A 17,537-nucleotide genomic window follows, 5' to 3' on the forward strand; every position below is an offset into this window, starting at 1 on the left:
ATTAAACAGTGGAATCCTTGATGGTTTCTGATGAACCATTCTGTTTGACCGATTCAATTCCTTTATCGCGTGACTGTTCGCTCGCATACATCTGACTCGTACCAATAATCTGGTGATTTGCAGCCTTAAGATTAAAATAAGGCTTATCATTTTTAGCGGTTAAACGTTCATAACGCGCATCATCTGGGCTATTCTTTTGTACCGAGGCAATGCCATTCATTGCTGAAGCTTTTGCTTTATACAACTCACTCGTTAAAATCACTTCACCATTACCAGCTTTTAAAACAAAACGATATTGGCCATCGCTCGCTTGACTCACTTCAAACCACCCTGCCATAAACACCTCTTTTTCTAATATTTAGATTCATCTTATTGTTCAAACAATATAGAACAGCGCAAAAGCACATTAGATCGTTTTTTGTTCTTTTTTGGTAATTGATATAATTGTAAAAAGGGAGCTCTAACCGCTCCCTCATCTAACCTGATCGCAAATAAATCAAACTTTTTTCACAAATTCAGATTTCAGTTTCATTGCACCAACCCCATCAATTTTACAGTCAATGTTATGACCATCACTTGCGTCAGGTACTAAGCGAATACTTTTGACTTTTGTTCCTACTTTAACAACTGAAGATGAACCCTTTATTTTCAAATCTTTAATTACGGTAACACTATCGCCATCAGCTAGAAGGTTGCCATTTGCATCCTTAATCATTTCTTCTAATTCTGTAGCCTGACTCTCTCCTTCTTTCCACTCATGCGAGCACTCAGGGCAAATCAATAAGTCGCCATCTTGATAAGTATATTCTGATTGGCATTGTGGGCAATTTGGAAAAGACATAAAAAATCTCAAAAACTCTATTATGAGCTATAGACTTTATTTTTCAAAATTTTGCACTTAACTCTTTTTTCTATGTAAACCGTTCTGGAATCAATTTGATATCTGAGCTCCGTATTTTAGATTGCAAATACAATCAAATCTTCCTTTTCAATTTTACAGTGATCAAATGATAAATGTTAGTGTCTGTTATTGGTCAGGGATATCTGCTTGGACCAATAAACTTAATAGATACAATGATTCTTGCCAACCTAGATAACACGCCTCAACAGGAATCACATCAGGTAAGCCCTCTTGGGTAATATAAACCTCAGTGCCAACCATGACGGGCTTTAATTCAATCGTGACCTGAATGTCTCCAACTAAATTTGGATCATCAAATTTATCGATATAACGGAGTCGTTCATTTGGAACCAGTTCAAGATAAGTACCACCAAATGAGTGTACCTGACCCGTTGAAAAATTTGTAAATGATATCTTATATGTCCCGCCTTTCTGCGGATCTAAATGGTGAACTTTAGCAGTAAACCCATGGGGTGCCATCCATTTAACCAATGCATCCGGATCTAGAAAGGCTTTAAAAACTCGTTCTGTTGGTGCACTAAACACACGATGTAGCTTCACTGTGCCTGACATTTTTATTCTCCAATCTCACTATTATTCTCTAAATGTAGCCTGCAATCACAATCGTTCTACCAAAATGATGTGATCAATTATTTATTTCAACACGAATATCAACATTCAAAAGCTGCTTTTTTGTGAAAAATGGAGCAAAATAATATCCCTTATTTTAACGATCAGAATGCTGCTTTAGGATTGATCTATGAACCAACTTGCTTTTACTGCTTTTAGCTTAAATGGTGTAGATGCACAAAAATTCTTACAAGGTCAAGTCACTGTTCATGTTGAACGATTGGTTGAGAATGAAAGCCGTTATACTGCAATTTGTGATTTAAAGGGCCGTATCCACTTTGGTCTATGGATCAAAAAAATAAATTCAGAAAGCTTTGAGCTAGTGACTACACAGGATCAAGCAGAAGAGTTTGCCAAACATATTCGTAAGTTCGGTGCATTCTCTAAAATGAAATTAGAAGAAATTGGTCAAGTTTTTCCAACTGTAAATGGTATTCAAACTGATTTTTCTACTACAGAAACCGACATCAATACATGGCAAGTTCAAGCAATTCAATCTGGACAAGCATGGATTACTCAAACCACTGAACATCTATTTCAACCTCAAGAGCTGCGTCTACATCAACGGGAAGGCGTGCACTTTGATAAAGGCTGTTATCTCGGGCAAGAAATTGTGGCTCGTCTTTGGTTTAAAGCTAAACCGAAACACTGGTTACATTTAATTCAAGGTAAAGAGACAACACCTGCCCCTGCAACACAGCTCAACAAAGATGTTGAGGTAGTCAATAGTATTGCTTTTGACAATGGTTATCTCGCTCTAGTGATTGCCAAACCTACAGCTTTACAAGAACTTGATGTTAAGGTTTTAGATTTACCTGAAGCTTTGAATGGTGATGTAGCTCGACCTAGCTAAGTTCTTCTCCAAAAAATTAATCGCACCAACTCATGTGTGATCACGGCGAATGAATCCGATGAACACATGAGTTAATTTTATTTATTACACTTAAATTTTCTTATTAAAACAACAAACTCACCTATAAAACAAGCTTCCTCACAATACATACAAAATCATTATTTACATTCTCTGTGAAACTTTTATGATGTGGGGATTAAGTTATTTTCTGCTGATTACAAAGGATTTGAGCAGAAATGAAGGAAAGGAAAAAAAGATGAAAAAGTTGCTCATTGCCAGTCTAATGATCGTTGCAAGCCACTCAACATTGGCAGCAGACAACAAAGCAACCAATAAGCCCGATGTATTTGCAAAAGCAACTCAACTCTACGAGGCAAAAAATTACCCAGCAGCATTTGCAGAAATGCAACGTCTTGCAGAATCTGGAAATGCTCAAGCAATCTATAATCTTGGCTCCATGACCCAACATGGTCAAGGAACCAATAAAGATGAAAAGAAAGCACTGCAATATTATCAAGACGCTTCAAATAAAGGTTTCGGGAAAGCAAGCTTCGTGATTGCCCAAGCCTATCGTCAAGGTAACTTAGGTTTAAGCAAAGACACTCAAAAATTTAAAGAGTACCTCGACAAAGCATCCAAACAAGGGTCCGAAGAAGCTATTGTTGAAATCGCAACTTTATTATTTGCTCAGGGTAAACCTGAGACAGATCAAATTGCAATTCGCCAACTCAGACCATTAATTCAGAAGAATTACTACCCTGCAATGCATATCAGAGCGATATATGATCTTGGACAAGGGGTTAAAAATAAGAATCCTGTTACGCGTCAACAAGCGATTAGATCTATCCAATCACTTGCTGAAAAAGGTTACGCGCCGTCTTTAATGGCTTTGGGTAATATGCTCGCAAATGGAGATATTCTTCAGCAAAATCTACCTGAGGCGAAAAAGATTTTTACCGAGCTAGCGAGACAAGGTATCCCTCAAGCTAAAGAATCCTTGGCCAAAGTAGAACAGATTGAAGCTCAACAAAAGCAAGCTAAAGCATCTGGCGCAAAGCCATAAATATTGTAAAAATTCACCAAATACCTATTCTTTCAAGATAAGGTATTTGGTGATTCATATGGTTAGAATTGCTTAGTTACGGAAAAACCCGCACTCCAGTTACGCCCATCTGCTGGTTCAAAGAAACGCCCATTACCATCATTTACGATCACTGAACCGATATAATTTTTATCCAACATATTATCGATACGTGCATAAGTATTTACACGCCAGTCATTCAATGTCCAGAGATAACCAGTGTAGGCTGAAACACTGGTATAACTTGGCGCTGCTTCAGTATTGGTATCATTCACGTAGATTTTGTCATTATATTGCGCATCTAGCCCACCATAAAAACCTGTATTTGGCTTCCATGCTACTGCGGCATAGGCTCGTTGTTTTGCGATCCCTGGAATTAAATTTCCAGATGGAATAGCTGAGGCAAGAATTTTACCATCATCTTTTTTTTCTGGAACATTTGCATCAAATGTAGCATCAAGATAACCATAACTGGCATTGATGACTAGATCACGCCAAAGTGCTTTGTTCCATGTCAACTCTACACCTTCACGTAAAGTTTTATCCGCGTTACGAAAAGTCGCACGTCCATCGACGCTACCAGCCGATACAATGTCATCTTTGGTCTTGGTTTGGAAAACAGCCAACGTAAAATCACCGAGTTGATTTTGTGATTTTAAGCCAAATTCATAGGTATCACTACTTGATGCTTCTAGTTCAAAATTAAATCCACCTAATCCATCAGGGCGATAAGCCATTTCAGTAAATGTAGGTGTTTCAAAGCCTTTGGCATAACTGACATAAGCCAAAAGTTCAGGAATAACTTGCCAACTTAATGCAATGGATGGAAGTAGCTTAGAATAATCATGTTTGCCACTATCGTCACCATTAATAGTTCCATATTCATCAGGTCCCGATGTGAAATGATCTTTCGACTTGTAATGCACATTGCTATAACGCACGCCTGTATCTAAACGCCATGTTGGTAAAAACTCCCACGAGGCTTGTAAATAAGGATCTATATTCCACAAAGTATTATCTTCATCACGGCGTAAATTTCCTTTGACTCCATAAATACCCTTAGCATTAAAATTTTCAAAACCTTTACGATCTTCATCCATTGCATCGAGTGCAACACCTACACTTAGAGTCGTATTTGGCAGTAGCTCCTTACCTGTCCAACGGAAGTCAGCACCATAATAATTACGATCAAAGTCAATCACGCCCCCTGCTTGTTTAGGACTTTTTTGACCAGAATAAATAGGTTTATCATCTTTTAGCGTTACTCCACCTTTAGGTATAGATTGATATTGCGTGACTTGGCGATTTCCCCAATACCCCATCAGATATAACTCATGCTGATCATTAATTGGTTTTGACCATGTCACTCCAGTTTGAGTTTGTTCAATATCTTTGCGTACATCATATGTATTATTGGCATCATTAACTTGACGAGGATTTTGCTGCCACTGAGTTTTATTCAATCCTTGAGGGTCATTTGCATTAATTTTAACGTAATTGGTAATCCAATTAATCTTCGAACCATCTTCAAGGTTCCATGTCAATTTGGCATTGTTGAGTACCTTACGTGCATCACTATGTTCACGATAGCCATCGGTATCAAAATACGATGAGCTAATCACGTAACTTGGTTCATTGGCATGTTCTGAACCGCCTTGGAGAACTAAACCTGCACGATTTTTATTGTGACTCCCCCCCGTATAGCTCATTCCAATTGAATCTTTACCTCGCCCCTCTTTGGTCGTTGTCAAGATCGTCCCACCAGAGGAGTTTCCATAAAGGGAGGAAAATGGTCCCGTCAAAACTTCAAGGTGATCTAAACTACTCAAATCAATATTTGAGGTTTGACCTTGCCCATCAGGCATCGTCGCAGGAATACCATCAACATAAAGACGAATCCCTCGCACCCCAAAAGTAGAACGTGCACCAAAACCTCGCATGGATAGCTGTAAATCCTGTGCATAGTTTTCACGATTATTCAATTGTAGACTCGGGACACCTTTTACCAATTCAGTCAAATTAACTTGAGCAGATTGTTGTTGCTCAGATGTATCCACCCGAAAAACAGATGCTGGTGTGTGTAAATAGTCAGTATTCATACGAGTTGCTTCAACAGTAATCGTTGGGAGCTGAACTGTATGCTCTGAATTAGATTCAGTAGCCCAGATTGAGCTACTACCTAAACCCATACATAACACGACACAACCGTATAAAAAGTTAATTTTCATTGAAGGCATGAAGATTCCTTATTTCTCAAAAAATCAAACAGGATTTTAAAGTAAGCATTTGATTATTTTATATTTGTCTTACATCATTAACTTTAGCCACAATCATCAATCTTGTTACTGATCGACATTGGCAAATAAAGTTAAATACCCTCATAATTGTAAGTGAAACATTTACCCTCATTGTATTGTTGTTGAAACAACTTGAGCTTTTTATGCCTGAACTTCCTGAAGTTGAAACTACGAAAACCAGTCTATTGCCGCTACTCACACAACGTGTTCAATCGGTTAAGGTATTGAATGCCAGTCTCCGTTGGCCCATTCCTGATAATCTTGAAAAGTTAGTGGGACAACGCTTAACAGCTCTGAAACGTCGATCTAAATATATATTGGCTGAATTTGAACAAGATCAGATGCTATGGCATCTCGGCATGTCAGGAAGTTTTCGTTTATGTGAACCGAATGACGCATTGAGAAAACATGATCACCTCATCATTGACTTTGAAGATCAACAGCTCCGTTATCATGACCCACGGCGTTTTGGCTGTATTCTTTGGCTTGATCCAGATAATCAAAGCAAGCTGATTGATACACTAGGTCCAGAACCTCTTAGTGAAGATTTTAATGCCAATTACCTGCGTGAAAAGCTCAGTAAAAAAAATGTCGGCATTAAAATTGCTTTAATGGATAACCATATAGTGGTTGGTGTTGGCAATATTTATGCAACTGAAAGCCTGTTCAATATTGGCGTACATCCAGCACAACCAGCGTCTACGTTAACTAAGGTACAAGTGGAAAAGCTGGTGATTGAAGTTAAACGGATCTTGAAACATGCAATCGACTTAGGTGGTTCTACTTTGCGTGATTATAGCAATGCAATGGGTGAAAATGGTTATTTCCAACAAACCTTATTGGCTTATGGTCGCGCTGGTGAAATGTGTGTCAACTGTGAGACCACATTGGAGAATCTAAAACTCGGTCAAAGAGCAAGTGTGTTTTGTCCACAATGCCAACCATTGAAATTGAAAAAAACATAGTTTTAAAAAAGGAGAACAACGCATGAAAACTGCTATTGTTCGACATATCTTAGTCAAAGATAAAGACATGGCCGAACAGTTGAAAAAACGTATCCAATCTGGTGCTGATTTTTCAAAAATTGCAAAGCAATATTCGACCTGTAATTCAGCCAAACGCGGTGGTGAACTCGGCGAAGTCAAAAAAGGGCAACTCGTTCCTGTGATAGATAAACTGGTTTTTAGTGCAGCAGAACGCGTTTTACATGGTCCAATCAAAAGCCAATTCGGTTTCCATTTGTTAGAAATTAAGTTTCGGATGGATGGATTAAGATAATCCAAGATGAGCTTAAATCTTATTTTAAGCTCATTAAAATAATAAATAGATAAGAAATACTAGTTTTGTTTCGGTTTCATCACATACGTCCATGCATCTATGCATTCACCTGAAGTGAGAATCACCTCCGTCTGTACGCGTTGATATTGAAATCCTTCAAAATCATCTAACATTTTCCAATTTTCATCTAATTTTTCGGAACTAAATAAGTATCCCTCAACAAATGGGTCTTGTGAATTAAGGACGATCGCTGGCAACCCTTCATCAGGCCCCCAATCTAAAACGTAAACAGTTCCATGCACACGTGCTTGCTGCCAATCGCCACCGATTTCACCCAGAATATGAGCATTTTCTCGATTTGGGCAGAGTGTGCCATATACAAATAATCGGTTCATGTTGGTGGATCCCCCTCGTAATATGCACAGCATCTTAAAATGAAAGCAGCAATTTTTCTATGTAAAAACGACTATTTTCACATCACTATTCAGCAAATCATATTCCGACAGACAATAAAAAACGGCACCTAGAATGCCGTTTTTCATCAAGAAATACTTAACCTTGTTTTTTCAATTGATCGCGAATTTCACGTAATAATTGAATATCTTCTGGTGTTACTTCTGGTTCAGGAGCCACTTCTTCTTGCTTACGAATACGATTCATCACTTTCACCAACAAGAACACAACCCATGCCAGTAATAAGAAATTAATCAAGACCGTAATAAAACTACCGTATGCAAATACGTTTAGTCCTGCTTCTTGAGCAGCCGCGAGATTATTAATACTATTTGGGTTATCACCTAAAACAACAAACCAGTTGGTGTAATCCACCTCACCACCCAAGATCCATGAAATAATTGGCATCAGAAGATCTTTAACCATAGAATCAATAATCTTGCCAAAAGCACCACCAATGATCACACCAATCGCGAGATCCATGACATTGCCTTTGACAGCAAACTCTTTAAATTCTTGAATAATACTCATCTATAACACTCCAGAATTAAAATGAATACAGCCTGTTTTGGGATTGTTTAATACACAGGTGTAAATCGTTAGCATAATGTTGATAATTTAATATTTTTATCAAAAAAAGAAAGTTATTTCACACTTTAACAACATATTTTATTTTAGTAAAAATATGAACTTAAGCATGTAATCACTCTTTTCATGATGCAATAAAAAAACCGCCAAATCAATTGATCTGCCCCCAATAAGTTGGACGGTTTGATTAAGTCGCTTTTAAGGACTGGGTTCTGTACTGTACAGGACTCAGTCCTTTTAATTTAACCTTGATTCTTTCATGGTTATAATAGTGAATATATTCTTTCACTGTCTGTTCTAGTTCATCAACTGAATTAAATTTCTCTCCATAGAAACATTCAGATTTAAGTATGCCAAAGAAGCTTTCCATCACTGCATTATCCAAGCAGTTTCCTTTACGTGACATACTTTGTGTTAAACCATGCTGTTTCAACTGTTGCTGATAATGACGCATTTGGTATTGCCAACCTTGGTCTGAATGTAAAAGAGGCTTGTCATCGGGCTTGAGCTTACCTAACGCAGTGTCTAGCATGTTTTTGACTAGAGCATAATGTGGTCTGCGTTGAGTTTGAAATGCAATGATTTCTCCATTGAATAAGTCTATGACTGGAGATAAATACAATTTCTCACCACGTACATTAAATTCTGTCACATCCGTAGCCCACTTCAGATTTGGTTGATCCGCTTTAAATTGACGTTGTAATACATTGTCTACAATCTTACTCACTTGCCCTTTGTAAGAGCGATATTTCATCACCCTGATACGTGATTTAAGCTGCATAGACTGCATCAGCCGTTGAACACATTTATGGTTGATGATTCGTCCCATATTCCTTAAGGCAAGCGTAATCCTACGATAACCATATCGTCCCTTATGTTGATGATAAATCGCCTTTATTTGTTGTTTAAGATCACTATATTTATCTTCAAGTTTGCGTTGCTGTTCATGATAAAAATAGGTGCTTCGAGCCATTTGAGCTGCATGCAATAAATGCTTTAGCTCATGATCTTGCCTTAATCCTGATATAAGTTCTGCAAATGCTGCTGTTCGGCTGCTTCTTTTGCTTCTTGTTCCAGTCTTAAGGCTCTCCGCTTTTTTAAAAGTGCAACCTCAGCTCGTAGATATGCAAGTTCTTCAAGCAACTGTTCCTGTGTTTTATCGCGATCTGCTTGAGAATATTGAGTTCTGGTTCTTTGCGGCTTTGACATCTGTTTGGCTCGTCCTTTAGGTTTGGCTTTTAAGCCATCTATACCATATTCATGATATAGATTTAACCATTGCAAAATGGTTCCTTTTTCTCTGATATGAAACCGTTGTGAAGCCTCTTTAGCTGAAAGTCCTTCATTTAAAAGGCTTTGTACAACTTGAAATTTAAATTCTTGAGAATAGTGGGATTTAGTGGTTTTTACACTTAAACCTGAAATACCATATTGTTCAAAAGCTGTAACCCATTTCTGAACATCCATATGGTCAACACTAAATTTTTGACCTGTAGCAGCCTTTCCAAAACCGGATAAGTAGTATTGGACAACCTCAAGTTTAAATTCTTGAGAATATTTAGCCATAGAAAAGCACCCTTCAAATTAGACTAAAAGTGTCCAACTTTCGGGGTGCAGTTCACAATTTAGCGGTTTTTCACTTTCCACTTAGGAAAAATTATTTATCACGGTTACGTTTACGTTCATTTTCAGTCAAGTAACGCTTACGAATACGAATTGATTTCGGTGTTACTTCAACTAACTCATCATCTTCAATGAATTCAAGCGCTTGTTCAAGCGTGTATTCAATTGCAGGCGTCAAAGTTAAAGCATCATCAGTACCAGACGCACGAACGTTGGTTAACTGTTTTGCTTTGGTTGGGTTTACAACCATATCGTCTGAACGAGAGTTAATACCCACGATCATCCCTTCATACACTTCTAACTGTGGCTTAGCGAATAAACGACCACGGTCTTGAAGGGTAAATAATGCATAGCCCAAGCAAGTACCTTGAACCATTGAAATCAATACACCGTTTTGACGCTTCGCTACGCTACCCTGTTTCACAGGACCGTAATGAGAGAAGCTTGATGTCATGATCCCTGTACCTGAAGTCATGGTTAAGAATTCAGAACGGAAACCAATCAAGCCACGTGAAGGAACAGTTGCTTCAATACGGATACGGCCTTTGCCATCAACTTCCATATTGGTCATCTCACCTTTACGGTGGCCCATTTGTTCCATTACAGCACCTTGGTGCTGTTCTTCAACGTCAAAAGTTACGTTTTCATACGGCTCTTGTCTTTCACCATCAATTTCTTTGATGATCACTTGTGGACGTGATACGCCCATTTCAAAGCCTTCACGACGCATGTTTTCAATCAATACTGAAAGGTGAAGTTCACCACGACCAGAAACTTTAAAACGGTCTGGACTATCAGTATCTTCAACACGTAATGCAACGTTGTGAATCAATTCACGATCAAGACGTTCACGAATGTTACGTGAAGTAACGAATTTACCTTCTTTACCAGCGAACGGTGAATTGTTCACTTGGAATGTCATCGAAACTGTAGGTTCATCTACAGACAATGCAGGTAATGCTTCAACATTTTTCGGATCACAAATCGTGTCAGAAATATTTAATGCATCAATACCTGTGATACAAACGATATCACCAGCAGAAGCAGATTCAACATCAACGCGCTCTAAACCGTGATAACCCATGATTTTTAAGATACGACCATTACGTGTCTTACCTTCTTTATCAATTACGGTTACTTGAGTGTTCAATTTTACAGAACCACGTTGAATACGACCAACACCGATAACACCAACGAAGCTGTTATAGTCAAGTGAAGAAATCTGCATTTGGAACGGACCATCAACATCAACTGCTGGTGGTTCTACGATATCAACAATCGTTTCAAACAACGGTGTCATATCATCCGCTAATTCTTCTGGTGATGGACCGGCCACACCACGAAGACCAGAAGCATAAACAACTGGGAAGTCCAATTGCTCATCAGATGCACCTAAGTTATCAAATAAGTCGAATACTTGATCAATAACCCAGTCACAACGTGCGCTTGGCTTGTCAACTTTGTTGATAATCACGATTGGCTTCAAACCACGAGCAAATGCTTTTTGTGTTACGAAGCGAGTTTGTGGCATTGGACCTTCTTGAGAGTCAACAAGAAGCAATACACAGTCAACCATCGACATTACACGTTCAACTTCGCCACCGAAGTCTGCGTGTCCCGGGGTATCCACGATGTTGATACGGTATTCAGTATCAGTACGCTTATCTAACCATTTGATCGCAGTGTTTTTAGCAAGAATGGTAATACCACGTTCACTTTCAAGCGCATTCGAGTCCATGACACGCTCAATCTCACCCGCGCGTTCGCCGAGTGCACCAGATTGTTGAAGTAATTTATCGACAAGCGTGGTTTTACCGTGGTCGACGTGCGCAATAATTGCGATATTGCGGAGATTCTTAATATCAGACATAGAATTCGAAACGCTTAAAATTTGAGGGCAAATTATACAGAAAAATACTACGCTTTAGTAGTGACAGTTTATTGACATGCGACTTTTTTTCTGACGAAACGTTACAGAATCGTTGGTAAAGTAGGCTAAGTCTATTAGAATATTCCACTAATGCTTACCTGTTTTATATACTCCCATGTCGAATCCCCAACCCCAGCAACAGTTAGATCTGGTCTATGGACTCAATGATCGCCCGAAACCTTTTGTTGCATTTTTAGCCGCTTTACAACACCTTTTAGCAATTCTGGTACCGATCGTCACCCCAGGCTTATTGATTTGTTTAGCCTTAGGCGTATCTCGTGAAGATACCAATATGATCCTTTCAATGTCCTTGATTATCTCAGGGATTGCCACCTTCTTACAATGCAAAAAAGTGGGACCATTTGGTGCAGGACTTTTGATCGTTCAGGGCACAAGCTTTAATTTTATTGGTCCAATCATTGGTATTGGTAGCGCGATGGTCGCGGCAGGTACACCGGTTGAGCAAGTAATGGCTGCAATTTTTGGTGTGGTCATCGCAGGTTCATTTATCGAAATGGGCGTTTCTCGAATCTTACCTTGGGTAAAGAAACTAATTACGCCCTTGGTTACGGGTATTGTGGTTCTGTTAATTGGTCTGACCTTGATTAAAGAAGGTCTGATTAGCATGGGCGGTGGATATACTGCCATGCAAGACAATACTTTTGCCAATGCGGACAATCTAATCATGTCTTGCACCGTACTCGGCATCATTATTTTATTGAATCGTATTCGCATTATTTGGGTGAAAAGTTCAGCAATTTTAATCGCCTTAATTATTGGTTATATTCTTGCTGGATTTATGGGGCATTTAAACTTTTCAGCCCTCAGTGAAACACCTCTGATTCAAATTCCGACCCCAATGCATTTTGGTTTGAGCTTCTCATGGAGCTTATTTATTCCAATGGCATTTATTTATTTGGTCACATCGCTTGAAGCTATTGGCGATGTAACAGCAACCAGTAAAATTTCCAATCAACCCGTTGATGGTCCTGTTTGGATGCAACGAATTAAAGGGGGCGTATTGGTGAATGGTGCTAACTCATTCTTGGCTGGTATTTTTAATACCTTCCCTAGTTCTGTTTTTGCCCAAAACAATGGCGTTATTCAACTCACTGGCGTCGCAAGTCGTTATGTCGGCATCTGGATTGCAATCTTACTGATCCTATTAGGCTTATTCCCTGCCGTTGCGGCCGTAATACAAGCCGTTCCTCAAGCTGTCTTAGGCGGTGCAGTGATGGTGATGTTTGGCGCTGTAGCAGCCTCTGGAATTAATATCTTGTCAGGAATTCACTTAGATCGCCGCGCTTTGTTGATCATTGCGATCTCACTGGCACTTGGCTTAGGCGTTGCTCAAGTCCCGCAGATTCTAGAACACCTTCCTGAATTATTTAAAAATATTTTTAGTTCAGGCGTTGCAACTGGCGGTATTGCTGCTTTGGTTTTAAATCTTGTTTTACCTGAAACTCACAAATAATCATCCAACCATAGCAAACACCCAGTTTGACCACTGGGTTTTGTTTTGATGAGAGATCAATATGGATCCACGTAGCGAAGTTGTCTTACGTCAACAAGATTATTTAAATGGGCATGTCTTATTGATTAATGCCCCGAATGATCAACTGAGTAAAAATATGCCGAGTCAAGTCCAAACCTCGATATGGACTTGGAATTATGCAGATCATCAAAGTTTTGTTGGTCATCAAATTGACTCGTATTTCTCAACTGAATTTCCTCAGATTACGGTTGATCAAGTCATCATTTTCGTTCCGAAATCCAAGGAACTCCTCAACTATCTTTTGCATGTTGTTGTGAGCCACTTAAATCAAGGGCAACGTATTTTTCTAGTGGGTGAAAAAAAAGGGGGCATCGAACGTGCAGCCAAACAATTACAAAGTTATGGAAAAACACTCAAACTCGATAGTGCTAGACATTGCCAATTATGGCAAATGCAAATTGAAAAAACTGAACAATTAAAACCACTTGACCATTGGTTAAAAACTTACACTGTGGATATGGGAGAAGATCGTTTAGAGGTCTGTGCCCTACCTGGGGTTTTCAGTCAAGATCATTTAGATACTGGAACGGCTGTATTAGTCCCTTACCTTCCACAGGTAAAATCGGGTAAGATTGCCGACTTTGGTTGTGGTGCAGGCATTATTAGTGCGTATTTAGCTAAGCTTCATCCAAACCAACATATTTTTGCGCTTGATGTTGATGCATTTGCATTACGGTCGACTGAGATGACATTTCAACGTAATGGGCTGAACTTGGCTCATTTACATCTTCAGCCTGTAACAGGCTTTGCCGATGCGCCAAAAGACTTAGATGCAATCGTAAGTAATCCACCTTTTCATCAAGGGATTCATACGGATTACGATGCCAGTGAAACATTATGTCGACGAGCAAAATTGCACTTGAAACGTTCAGGTGAATTATGGATCGTGGCGAATCGTTTCTTAAATTACCCTCCATTGATTGAACAAAGCTTTGGAGAATGTATGGTGAAAGCAGATCAACAAGGCTTCAAGGTATTATTCGCCTGTGCAAGTAGGGTCGGCTGATATTTCAGCCTACAACGTAATTCATTTATAAAGTGTCAACCGACCCTTATAGTGTTTAAGGATTTTTTATGAGCGATACATCTGCTCCCCAACAGCTTCTGCGTAAGCTTGGTGCCCGCCATCTCAATATGATCGCTATTGGTGGCTCTATTGGTACAGGCTTATTTCTCGCTTCAGGTTCAACCATTGCTAGTGCCGGTCCAGGCGGTGCATTATTGGCATATGCCTTAATTGGTCTAATGATTTATTTTTTAATGACCAGTTTGGGTGAACTCGCCACACACACACCAACTTCTGGAGCATTTTTCACTTACGGTAGCCGTTATGTGGAAAGTGGATTTGGCTTTGCTTTAGGTTGGAACTATTGGTACAACTGGGCAATTACAGTTGCATTTGAACTGGTTGCAGTACAGTTCATCATGAAATTTTGGTTTCCCGATCTTCCTGGATTCTACTGGAGTGCCATTTTCCTCGCGGTGATATTTGGAATTAATGCACTCACGGTAAAAGGCTTTGGTGAAAGTGAATTTTGGTTCTCAATGACTAAAGTTGTTGCGATTGTGATCTTTATCATTATTGGTATTTTCATGATTGTTAAGATCATGCTCACACCAGATGTTTCCGCTTTTAGCAACTGGACTAAAGGGGATGCACCTTTTGTTGGCGGTCTACAAGCCATGATTGGCGTGGCAATGATTGCAGGATTTTCATTCCAAGGCACAGAAATGGTTGGGGTTGCAGCAGGCGAATCTAAAGACCCGAAGAAAACCATTCCGATTGCAATTAAACAAATTTTCTGGCGTATCCTGTTGTTCTATATCTTATGTATTTTCATTATTGGTACATTGATTAGTTATGACAACCCACTGCTATTACACGCAGCGGAAAGTAAAGACATTGCGCTGTCACCATTCACTTTATTGTATGAAAAAGCAGGTTTTGCTTTTGCGGCGAGTGTCATGAATGCGGTTATTTTAACTGCGATATTATCTGCGGGTAACTCAGGCATGTACTCATCGACACGCATGCTGTTTGATATGGCTAAACAAGGGCGTGCACCGAAATGGTTTGCCAAACTTGACCCGCGTGGCGTACCTATGAATGCCCTTTATGCAACTACGGCAGTCGCTGCATTGTGCTTTTTAACCACGTTTATTGGTGAACAAGAGGTTTTCAACTGGTTACTAAATATGTCGGGGATGTGTGGCTTTATCGTTTGGTTAGGCATTGCGATCTCACATTATCGTTTCCGTAAGGGCTATTTAGCACAAGGTTACCGTCTTGAAGATCTCGCGTATCGTGCCAAATTCTTCCCATTTGCACCGTGGTTTGCATTCATTCTATGTTCAATTATTATTCTTGGTCAAAACTATCAAGCTTTAATGGGTGGAAAAATCGATTGGATTGGGCTTGTCTCAACCTATATTAGCATTCCTTTATTCTTGGTCATCTGGTTAGGTTATAAATGGAAACACAAATCTAAGCTCATTGCTTATCAAGATATGAATGTTAAACCAGGTGAATAAACCACATAAGACTTGACCAAAATTTAAATATGAGTAGAATCTTTGCTCATATTTTAACGGCAACATTTATTTTAGGAGGACGACACGCATGCCAACATTACAAGGAACAACTTACTAAGATTTGGCGCGCTGTCGACTCACGGACAAGTGGCAAATCAACTTCACTTGTCCGAATGTCTACTTAAACCTAGCATTCGCTAGGTTTTTTTATGCCTATTCGGACACCAAATAAAATAAGAGAGAATCTTATGGGCACACAAAAAATACTTAATGCAGATGCTCAATATGGCGTTCCAGTGAAAATATTCACTCGCGATATTGATCAGGAAAGCATTGAACAACTTAAGAAAATGGCACAACTTCAATTTGTTTATTCACATATTGCAGTGATGCCTGATGTACATGTCGGTAAAGGTGCGACCGTGGGCAGCGTTATCCCGACAAAACATGCCATTATCCCTGCCGCAGTTGGCGTAGATATTGGTTGTGGCATGAATGCGATACGCCTAAATCTAAAAGCTGATCAATTACCTGACAATCTTGCACCGATACGCCATGCGATAGAACGCAAAGTTCCTGTAGGTTTTGAGCTACACAAACAGGTTAAAGCGAAAGCCTCAAGTATTATTCCATTGGAAAAACGCTTGCAGCCTATCATTAAAAAACACCCGGGTCTTGTCCGAATGCTCAGAAAATTTGACGCAACTTGGCAAAAACAATTGGGAACTTTGGGTGGTGGTAATCACTTTATTGAACTTTGCCTTGATGAAAATCAAGATGTCTGGGTCATGCTTCATTCTGGCAGTCGTGGTTTGGGCAATGTGATTGGCACCTATTTTATTGAGCTTGCCAAGAAAGAAGCGCAACATCGTTTTGGGCATGTTCCTGACAAGGACTTGAGCTACTTTGCTCAAGGCTCAAATAGTTTTGATGATTATGTTGAAGCTGTGGAATGGGCACAAAGTTATGCTTTCGAAAATCGTCGTGAAATGATACGTCTGATATTAGAAGCGATCCGCCCTCTTCTACCAGCCTTTCAGATGACGAAAGTAGCGATCAATTGTCATCATAATTATATCAGTCAGGAAAATCATTTTGGTGAAGACCTATTCATTACACGTAAAGGTGCAATTCGAGCAGGCCAAGATGAACTCGGAATTATCCCAGGCTCAATGGGGGCTCGCTCCTATATTGTTAGAGGGAAAGCCAATCCAGAATCTTTCTGTTCGTGCTCACATGGTGCGGGAAGAAAAATGAGTCGTAATAAAGCAAAGTTAATGTTTAACCAAGATGATCTTATTCAACAAACTCAAGGTGTTGAGTGTCGAAAAGATGTAGGTATTATCGATGAAATTCCCAGCGCTTACAAAGATATAGACGAAGTCATGGCCAATCAATCTGATTTAATTGAAGTCGTACACACACTGAAGCAAATTCTATGTATTAAAGGATAATCAAATGAAGCTGAAAAAAATGCCACAAATCAAAGTTCGCAATCCTGTGGCTTTATCCCCTTTACTCAAAAAAGGTGGAGTTCATGAAACTGAAAAGCCGCGTGCACAGCATCGCCGCGATCGCCAACATGCCAAACAGCAGTTGAATAAAGGTATTTGGTAAATTAGCCTGCTTTAATCAAATCACCCAAAATAAGGAGAAACAGATGAATACTTACAACATAACACTCAATAAAAAAGCGACTCATATTGAGTCGCTTTTTTCAGTTCAAAAACTCAATTATTGAGCTTGTTGATCTGGTTGTACTAAAACAGTACGGCTACCAGAAATCGCAGCGAATACACGACGGTTCATAGCACGA

Annotated in this window: 17 protein-coding genes and 1 pseudogene; 9 read left to right on the forward strand and 9 right to left on the reverse strand. The window is 39.3% G+C overall.

Going from position 1 to position 17,537, the window contains the following annotated elements; all coding sequences use genetic code 11:
• Position 1: 1 nt before the first annotated feature.
• From HMPREF0023_RS07455 to HMPREF0023_RS07465, 3 genes are all read right to left on the reverse strand, one after another.
• Positions 2-337: a YegP family protein gene (locus HMPREF0023_RS07455; RefSeq protein ID WP_004640635.1), complete on the reverse strand. Its 336-nt coding sequence runs from the start codon at positions 335-337 to the stop codon at positions 2-4.
• Between the two features lie 159 nt (positions 338-496).
• On the reverse strand, positions 497-841 hold the full coding sequence (locus HMPREF0023_RS07460) for a zinc ribbon domain-containing protein YjdM (protein WP_005089274.1): 345 nt from the start codon (positions 839-841) through the stop codon (positions 497-499).
• A gap of 186 nt (positions 842-1,027) precedes the next feature.
• A complete protein-coding gene (locus HMPREF0023_RS07465; protein ID WP_008941669.1) occupies positions 1,028-1,474 on the reverse strand; it encodes an SRPBCC family protein in 447 nt (148 codons plus the stop codon).
• A gap of 187 nt (positions 1,475-1,661) precedes the next feature.
• On the opposite strand from HMPREF0023_RS07465, the gene HMPREF0023_RS07470 reads away from it, so the two are divergent.
• Together HMPREF0023_RS07470 and HMPREF0023_RS07475 are read left to right on the forward strand one after the other, a co-directional pair.
• Entirely contained in the window at positions 1,662-2,384 is a 723-nt protein-coding gene (locus HMPREF0023_RS07470) for a YgfZ/GcvT domain-containing protein (RefSeq protein WP_008941670.1), read from the forward strand.
• Positions 2,385-2,640: 256 nt separating this feature from the next.
• Positions 2,641-3,447, forward strand: coding sequence for a tetratricopeptide repeat protein (locus tag HMPREF0023_RS07475; protein ID WP_004760852.1), 807 nt, complete (start codon positions 2,641-2,643; stop codon positions 3,445-3,447).
• 62 nt (positions 3,448-3,509) lie between these two features.
• Here the strand turns inward: HMPREF0023_RS07475 and HMPREF0023_RS07480 are convergent, their stop codons facing one another.
• The gene (locus tag HMPREF0023_RS07480; protein ID WP_008941672.1) at positions 3,510-5,702 is read right to left on the reverse strand and encodes a TonB-dependent receptor family protein; all 2,193 of its coding nucleotides are present in this window, start codon (positions 5,700-5,702) and stop codon (positions 3,510-3,512) included.
• Positions 5,703-5,905: 203 nt separating this feature from the next.
• On the opposite strand from HMPREF0023_RS07480, the gene mutM reads away from it, so the two are divergent.
• Together mutM and HMPREF0023_RS07490 are read left to right on the forward strand one after the other, a co-directional pair.
• A complete protein-coding gene (gene mutM / locus HMPREF0023_RS07485; protein WP_008941673.1) occupies positions 5,906-6,727 on the forward strand; it encodes a bifunctional DNA-formamidopyrimidine glycosylase/DNA-(apurinic or apyrimidinic site) lyase in 822 nt (273 codons plus the stop codon).
• A gap of 10 nt (positions 6,728-6,737) precedes the next feature.
• Positions 6,738-7,040: pseudogene (locus tag HMPREF0023_RS07490) on the forward strand (peptidylprolyl isomerase); the annotation flags it as partial.
• A 59-nt stretch (positions 7,041-7,099) separates the two neighbouring features.
• Here the strand turns inward: HMPREF0023_RS07490 and HMPREF0023_RS07495 are convergent.
• The 4 genes from HMPREF0023_RS07495 to typA all read right to left on the reverse strand — a co-directional run bounded on the left by HMPREF0023_RS07495 (position 7,100) and on the right by typA (position 11,574).
• A complete protein-coding gene (locus HMPREF0023_RS07495; RefSeq protein WP_008941674.1) occupies positions 7,100-7,435 on the reverse strand; it encodes a gamma-glutamylcyclotransferase family protein in 336 nt (111 codons plus the stop codon).
• A 157-nt stretch (positions 7,436-7,592) separates the two neighbouring features.
• Complete coding sequence (mscL, locus tag HMPREF0023_RS07500; RefSeq protein WP_008941675.1) at positions 7,593-8,024, reverse strand: large conductance mechanosensitive channel protein MscL; 432 nt, start codon at positions 8,022-8,024, stop codon at positions 7,593-7,595.
• Positions 8,025-8,268: 244 nt separating this feature from the next.
• Positions 8,269-9,647 (reverse strand): IS3 family transposase gene (locus tag HMPREF0023_RS16520; RefSeq protein ID WP_410160656.1). Its coding sequence is split into 2 segments (ribosomal slippage): positions 8,269-9,173 and positions 9,173-9,647, totalling 1,380 coding nucleotides; the frame shifts between segments, so codons are not numbered across the junction.
• Positions 9,648-9,738: 91 nt separating this feature from the next.
• Positions 9,739-11,574, reverse strand: a complete 1,836-nt coding sequence (typA, locus tag HMPREF0023_RS07515) for a translational GTPase TypA (protein WP_008941678.1) — start codon at positions 11,572-11,574, stop codon at positions 9,739-9,741.
• A gap of 175 nt (positions 11,575-11,749) precedes the next feature.
• Here typA and HMPREF0023_RS07520 point away from each other — a divergent pair, with 175 nt between their 5' ends.
• From HMPREF0023_RS07520 to HMPREF0023_RS16705, 5 genes are all read left to right on the forward strand, one after another.
• On the forward strand, positions 11,750-13,108 hold the full coding sequence (locus HMPREF0023_RS07520) for a uracil-xanthine permease family protein (protein ID WP_004640659.1): 1,359 nt from the start codon (positions 11,750-11,752) through the stop codon (positions 13,106-13,108).
• 61 nt (positions 13,109-13,169) lie between these two features.
• Positions 13,170-14,195 (forward strand): methyltransferase, encoded by a 1,026-nt coding sequence (locus HMPREF0023_RS07525; RefSeq protein ID WP_008941679.1) that lies wholly within the window; start codon positions 13,170-13,172, stop codon positions 14,193-14,195.
• 68 nt (positions 14,196-14,263) lie between these two features.
• On the forward strand, positions 14,264-15,721 hold the full coding sequence (locus tag HMPREF0023_RS07530; protein WP_008941680.1) for an amino acid permease: 1,458 nt from the start codon (positions 14,264-14,266) through the stop codon (positions 15,719-15,721).
• Positions 15,722-15,969: 248 nt separating this feature from the next.
• Entirely contained in the window at positions 15,970-17,175 is a 1,206-nt protein-coding gene (locus tag HMPREF0023_RS07535) for an RtcB family protein (protein ID WP_017395388.1), read from the forward strand.
• A 4-nt stretch (positions 17,176-17,179) separates the two neighbouring features.
• The gene (locus tag HMPREF0023_RS16705) at positions 17,180-17,338 is read left to right on the forward strand and encodes a hypothetical protein (RefSeq protein ID WP_008941682.1); all 159 of its coding nucleotides are present in this window, start codon (positions 17,180-17,182) and stop codon (positions 17,336-17,338) included.
• Positions 17,339-17,455: 117 nt separating this feature from the next.
• Here the strand turns inward: HMPREF0023_RS16705 and HMPREF0023_RS17115 are convergent.
• The coding region (locus HMPREF0023_RS17115) for a hypothetical protein (protein WP_416352733.1) at positions 17,456-17,537 on the reverse strand (82 nt) is incomplete at its 5' end.

It is taken from the genome of Acinetobacter sp. ATCC 27244 (genome assembly GCF_000156555.1).
GTDB classification, from domain to species: domain Bacteria; phylum Pseudomonadota; class Gammaproteobacteria; order Pseudomonadales; family Moraxellaceae; genus Acinetobacter; species Acinetobacter haemolyticus.